Origin of the sequence: Paracoccus nototheniae, assembly GCF_004335005.1 — a bacterium.
GTDB classification, from domain to species: domain Bacteria; phylum Pseudomonadota; class Alphaproteobacteria; order Rhodobacterales; family Rhodobacteraceae; genus Paracoccus; species Paracoccus nototheniae.
Genome location: NZ_RQRT01000128.1, coordinates 1 through 5,724, shown reverse-complemented (window position 1 = coordinate 5,724; position 5,724 = coordinate 1). Strand labels below are relative to the sequence as shown.

The 5,724-nt window shown below is 67.6% G+C and carries 6 protein-coding genes; all 6 read left to right on the top strand.

The features are described 5' to 3' along the window. On the top strand, nt 1-834 hold an 834-nt coding region (locus tag EG885_RS21690), incomplete at its 5' end, for a carbohydrate kinase family protein (RefSeq protein ID WP_165571266.1). After that, nucleotides 831-1,628 (top strand): BtpA/SgcQ family protein, encoded by a 798-nt coding sequence (locus tag EG885_RS21685; protein WP_131578831.1) that lies wholly within the window; start codon nt 831-833, stop codon nt 1,626-1,628. The genes EG885_RS21690 and EG885_RS21685, both read left to right, overlap by 4 nt. Beyond that, on the top strand, nt 1,625-2,524 hold the full coding sequence (locus tag EG885_RS21680) for a polysaccharide deacetylase family protein (RefSeq protein WP_131578829.1): 900 nt from the start codon (nt 1,625-1,627) through the stop codon (nt 2,522-2,524). Before EG885_RS21685 ends, EG885_RS21680 begins: the two co-directional genes overlap by 4 nt. Further along, the gene (locus EG885_RS21675) at nt 2,521-3,414 is read left to right on the top strand and encodes a polysaccharide deacetylase family protein (protein WP_131578827.1); all 894 of its coding nucleotides are present in this window, start codon (nt 2,521-2,523) and stop codon (nt 3,412-3,414) included. The genes EG885_RS21680 and EG885_RS21675 overlap by 4 nt, the downstream gene beginning before the upstream one ends. After that, nucleotides 3,411-4,067, top strand: a complete 657-nt coding sequence (locus EG885_RS21670) for an aspartate/glutamate racemase family protein (RefSeq protein ID WP_131578824.1) — start codon at nt 3,411-3,413, stop codon at nt 4,065-4,067. The genes EG885_RS21675 and EG885_RS21670 overlap by 4 nt, the downstream gene beginning before the upstream one ends. Continuing rightward, nucleotides 4,064-5,578, top strand: a complete 1,515-nt coding sequence (locus EG885_RS21665) for an amidohydrolase family protein (protein ID WP_131578822.1) — start codon at nt 4,064-4,066, stop codon at nt 5,576-5,578. The genes EG885_RS21670 and EG885_RS21665 overlap by 4 nt, the downstream gene beginning before the upstream one ends. Nucleotides 5,579-5,724: the final 146 nt, after the last annotated feature.

Below are 5,724 nucleotides of genomic sequence, written 5' to 3'. Positions count from 1 at the left end.
GTGGGCATCGTGGGCCATATCCCGGCAAATTATCCGCCGCATCTGCTGGACCGTTTGCGGGACGCGGGGCTGTTGACCGACGGCATCCACCGCTCGGCTGTTGCCGTGCGTGGGCCCGAATGGTTCTTCTATGCTCAGGACGGGTCGCGCCGGGACGAGGTGTCATCGCCCGATGATGGCGATGCCGATCCCGATTTCCCGACCTTTCGCCGCACCCATCCCATCCGGCCCGCAGCGATCCCGGCGCCATGGCGGGCGGCACAGGGACTGCATCTGGCCGGCAACGATCCGGCGGCGACGCTGGATCTGGCGGTGGCGATGCGCGGTGCGCATGTGACGCTGGACCCCGGCGCGCGGGCCGGCGATCTGGCCGCCTGTCCCGACATGGCCCGGGTTCTGGCCGCCGTGACGGCGGTGATCCCCAGCCTGAAGGAACTTCAGGTTCTGGCGCCCGGTCAGGACCAGGGGGCGGCGCTGACCGCCCTGCATCGCGGCGGCGCGCCTCTGGCCCTTGTCAAACGCGGCACGACCGGCGTCCTGCTGCGCATGACCGACGGAACTCTGACCGCCATTCCGGCCATCCCGGTCGTGGCACTGGACCCCACGGGTGCCGGAGACAGCTTTTGCGGTGGCTTTCTGGCCGGGCTGCTGCTGGGCCGCGACCCTGTGGTTGCGGCCTGCATGGGCACCGTCGCGGCATCCTTTGCCGTCGAAAGCTTTGGCCCCGACGGCCTGTTGACCGCGACACCCCAGCAGCGCGACGATCGTCTGAGCGATCTTGCGGCCCGGATCGGGCATCTCCCTTCAATTCCGACCATATCGAGTGTTTCATGACCCACGCGACCCTTGCCCATTCCGCCGACGATCCGCTGGTGATCGGGGCGCTGCACCTGCCCGACCTGTCGGTGAACCGCGACCTGACCCTGTCGCAGCTGGAAGATTTCGCGCTGACCAATGCCGGGGCGTTCATCGCAGGCGGCATGCGCCGGATCATGCTGCAGGATCAGACGCGCCAGTCCGGTCCCGCCGTCCCGGAAACGATCGCCCTGACCGCAGCCATAGGACGCAGCCTCAAGCGGGCCTTTCCGCAGATGTCGCTTGGCATCATCGTGCAGGCCCATGATGCCGAGGCGCCCTTGGCCATCGCCCGCGCATCCGGGGCGGATTTCGTGCGCCTCAAGGTCTTTGTCGGCGCCGCGATGACCTTCGAGGGGGCCCGCGATCCGCTGGCCGTCCGCGCGGTCACCTATCGCCATCATCTGCGCGCGGGCGATATCGCGATCATGGCGGATGTCTTTGACCGCACCTCGCGCCCGCTGATCGACGTAGAGCCTGCGGATGCTGCGGTGGCGGCCCAGAAATACGGCGCCGATGCGCTGGTGCTGACCGGGTCCAGCTTTGCCGACAGCGTCGCGCGGGTGGCCGCAGCCCGGCAGGCGGGCGTGACCCGTCCGATCCTGATCGGCGGCAGCGTGGATCAGGGCAATATCGTGCAGGCACTGGCGGCGGCGGACGGGGCGATCGTGTCGACCTCGCTGATGTCGCGTCAGGGGGGGCTGTCGGCGCGGTGGGACCGCGATCTGATCGCCCGGCTGATGGATACGCTGCGCGAAAGGGCGCCCGCATGACGGATCGTCGCGATTTCGCACCCGCCTCCGCCCCGCCCGGCATGCGCTGGCCGGGGGGGGCGGGGCTGGCCGTCTCGGTCGTCGTGAACATCGAAGAGGGCGCAGAGCTGAGCATCGGCGACGGGGACGAGACGAACGAGGCGATCTATGAGGCGGTCGAACATGTCCATGACGCCGTCGATCCCTGCATGGAAAGCCATTTCGAATATGGCCCGCGCGCAGGCTGGCCACGCATCCGCGCCGTACTGGCCGCACGCGGCATTCCCGCGACCCTGAACGCCTGCGGCCGGGCCATCGCCCGCACCCCATGGATCGCGACCGAAGCGGTGGCCGACGGGCATGAGATCTCGGCCCATGGCTGGCGGTGGGAACGTCATGTCGGCATGGACCGCGACCACGAGGCCGATGTCATCGCCCGCACCGTCGCAGCCATCACGCAGGCGGCAGGGACGCCTCCGGTCGGCTGGCATACAAGGTCGGCCACCTCGCCCCACACCCGGTCGCTGCTGCTGGAGCAGGGCGGGTTCCTTTATGATTGCAACGCCTATCACGACGATCTGCCCTGTCTGCTGGGCCAGCATGTCGTGCTGCCCTATGCTTTTGACACCAATGACATGCGGTATTTCAATCACGGCGGGTTCGTCTTTGCCGAGGATTTCTCGCGCTATTGCATCGCGGCCTTCGACCGGCTGCTGGCGGAATCCGCGCATGCGCCGCGCATGCTGTCCATCGGCCTGCACACGCGCATCATCGGCCGCCCGGCGCGCATCGCGGGGCTGGAACAGTTTCTGGACCACGCCCTGTCGCATCAGGGCGTCTGGTTCGCCCGCCGCGACCAGATCGCGCATCACTGGCGCGCGGCCCACGGCCTGCCCCGCTGGACCCCATCCGCATGAGCCGCGATCTGCACGGCTATGGCGGTGTCTGGCCCGACATCCGCTGGCCCGGCGGCCATCGCTGCGCGGTGTCGGTCGTCCTGAACTATGAGGAAGGCGCCGAGATGCAGGTGGGCGACGGCGATCCGTGGTCCGAACCGATGGGCGAGGTTCTCAGCGTCGTGCCCGCCGGGCGCCGCGATCCCGGTCAGGAACAGATCTTTGCCTATGGTCCGCGCGCGGGCCTGTGGCGGATGGCGCAGGCCCTGCGCGATCACGCGATCCCGGCCACGATCTTTGCCTGCGGACGCGCCGCCGAACGCGCGCCGCATGGTCTGGCCCAACTGGCCCGCGATGGGCACGAGATCGCCTCGCATGGCTGGCTGTGGCGCCCGCATGCCGATTATGACAGCCCCGCCGCCGAAGAGACCGCGCTGGCCCGGACCGAGGATGCGATCCACGCCGCGACCGGCCAGCGCCCCGTGGGGTTCTTCTGTCGTGGCGCCGAAAGCCCCTGGACGCGCGATCTGCTGGCCCGGCGGGGGTATCTGTACGCGTCGAACGGCTTCGACGATGATCTGCCCTATCGCGATGCGGGCCATCCCGGCCTTGTTGTCGTGCCCTATGCGCTGGACAGCAATGACATGAAATTCTTTCACCCCAACGGCTTTGTCCGGGCATCCGACATGATCGACTATGTCAGCGACGCGCTGGACGTGCTGATGGCCGAAGGCCGGGCCGGGCAGCCGCGCCTGCTGAACATCGGGTTCCATTTGCGCATCTGCGGGCGTCCGGGCCGCTTTCCCGCCTTTTCGGGGGTTCTGGCCGCACTGGCGCAACGGCGCGAGCAGCTGTTCATCGGCACGCGCGCCCAGATCGCCCACAGCTTTGCCGCGCAGGTGCGGGCATGAGGATCGCCCTGATCAACCCCAACACCAGCACCGCCACCACGCAGCAGATGGTTCGCATCGCTGCAGCGCATTTTCGCGGCGATCTCCAAGGACTGACCGCCCCGTTCGGCGCGCCGCTGATCACCACGCCTGACGCGCTGGATCAGGCCGCGCTGGCTGTCATGGCCTTGCTGCCGGACCTGAGCGGCTTTGACGGCGTCGTGGTGTCCGCCTTTGGCGATCCGGGTCAGGCCGCGCTGGCCCGCAGCCTGCCGGTGCCGGTCACCGGCATCGCCGAGGCCGCCATGGCCGAGGCGCATGCGCTGGCCCCCCGCTTTGCCGTGGTCACGACAACGTCCGATCTGGTCGCCCGGATCGATCGGCGGGCCATCGATCTTGGTCATCGTACAGCCTATGCGGGATGCTGGATCACGCCCGGCGATGCGGCAGAGGTGACCGCCGACCCCGACAGATTGCTGACGGCCCTGCACGAGGCGGCCCTTGTCGCGCTGGCCGATGATCCATCCATCGGGGCCTTGATCATCGGCGGAGGACCGTTGGCGCAGGCCGCAGTCGCCCTTGCCGGGATGCTGTCGGTCCCGGTCGTGCAGCCCATTCCTGCCGCGATGCGCCTTGTGCAATCGCGCATCGAAGATAAGGACATCAGGCCATGACCGCGCCGCTGCTGATCTCGGCCGATACGATCCTGACCGGGTTCGATCCCGACGGGGCGCCCGTCCTTCTGGAAGACGCCGCCCTGCTGATCCGTGACGGGCATATCGCCGATGCCGGGACCGCCGCTGCCATGCGCCGCAAGCACCCTGACGCGGCACAGACCGGTGGCAAGGGCCAGGCGATCATTCCCGGCCTGATCAACGCCCATCACCATGTCGGCGTCACGCCCTTTCAGATGGGCGCGCAGGATCAGCCGTTGGAGCTGTGGTTCGCCGAACGCCTGCGCATGCGCGACGTGCCACCCGATCTGGACACACTCTATTCAGGGTTCGAGATGGTCGCCTCAGGCGTCACCACCGTCCAGCATCTGCACAGTCGGGCGCCCGGCGATGTGACGGCCGTGCTGGAGCGGGCAAACCAGATCATCGGGGCCTATGACCGCTTGGGCATGCGGGTCAGCTATTCCTTTGCGATGCGTGATCAAAACCGTGTGCTGTATGATGACGACCAGGTCTTTCTGGACCTTCTGCCCGCCGCGATGCGCCCGATTGCGGCACGCTATCTGGCGGGCTTTGGCCTCAGCCTGAATGATCAGGCGCAGGTGTTCCACGAACTGAGCAGGCAGCATCGGGACAAGGACCGGGTTGCCATCCAGATCGCGCCCGCGAACCTGCACTGGCTGTCGGATGCCGGACTGGAAATGGCCGCCCGCCTGCATGACGCGACCGGTGCGCCCCTGCACATGCACCTGCTGGAGACACCCTATCAACGCGACTATGCTGCAAGGCGTGGACAGGGCAGCGCTGTCGAACAGATCGACCGGTTCGGGTTGCTGGGCCCGGATCTGACCATCGGCCATGGCGTCTGGCTGAACCGCGACGATCTGGCGCTGTGCCGCGACAAGGGCGTGTGCTTGTGCCACAACTGTTCGTCGAACCTGCGCCTGAAAAGCGGAACGGCCGATCTGAATGCCTTTCTCGCCTCGGGTGTGCCTGTGGCCCTGGGGATTGACGAGGCCGGCATCAACGACGATCGCGACATGCTGCAGGAAATGCGCCTTGCGCTGACCTTGCACCGCCCCGCGGGACATGATGCGCCCGCCCCGACTGCGGCCCAGATCCTGCGCATGGCAACCCGGCACGGGGCCGCGACGACGCCCTTTCGCGACCGCATCGGCGGTCTGGCCGTCGGACAGGCTGCCGATCTGGTAGTGCTGGACTGGGACCGGGTCACCTATCCTTGGCAGGATCCGCGCACCAGCTTTCCCGATGTTCTGCTGCGTCGCGCCAAATCCCAGGCCATCATGCAGGTCTTTGTGGCCGGTCGCCGGATCTTTGCCGATGGCAGCTTCGCGACGGTCGATCGCAATGCCGAACTGGACCGCCTGCACCAATGGCAGCGTCGCCCCCGGACAAGGACGGACGATGAGATCACGGAACTGGCGGATACGGCGATCGATCTGGTCCGCGCGTATTACAGGGGATGGGGCGGGTCTGTGGCTGGTGCATAGTGTTGGACGGGCGGGGTTCCACCCGTCGCTCTGGGAGCGTTATCGGACGCAGATTGAGGGTCTGGCGGAGGCGCTGCAGCAGCCGTCGACGAAGCGGGAGGCGACGACGGCTGCTGCGGTGATTGATCAGCGAGATGCGGATGACG

What these genes read in the sequence shown, in the direction of transcription:
- EG885_RS21685 (WP_131578831.1), top strand. Translation starts at nt 831, where the DNA reads ATGACCCACGCGACCCTTGCCCATTCCGCCGACGATCCGCTGGTGATC.
- EG885_RS21680 (WP_131578829.1), top strand. Translation starts at nt 1,625, where the DNA reads ATGACGGATCGTCGCGATTTCGCACCCGCCTCCGCCCCGCCCGGCATG.
- EG885_RS21675 (WP_131578827.1), top strand. Translation starts at nt 2,521, where the DNA reads ATGAGCCGCGATCTGCACGGCTATGGCGGTGTCTGGCCCGACATCCGC.
- EG885_RS21670 (WP_131578824.1), top strand. Translation starts at nt 3,411, where the DNA reads ATGAGGATCGCCCTGATCAACCCCAACACCAGCACCGCCACCACGCAG.
- EG885_RS21665 (WP_131578822.1), top strand. Translation starts at nt 4,064, where the DNA reads ATGACCGCGCCGCTGCTGATCTCGGCCGATACGATCCTGACCGGGTTC.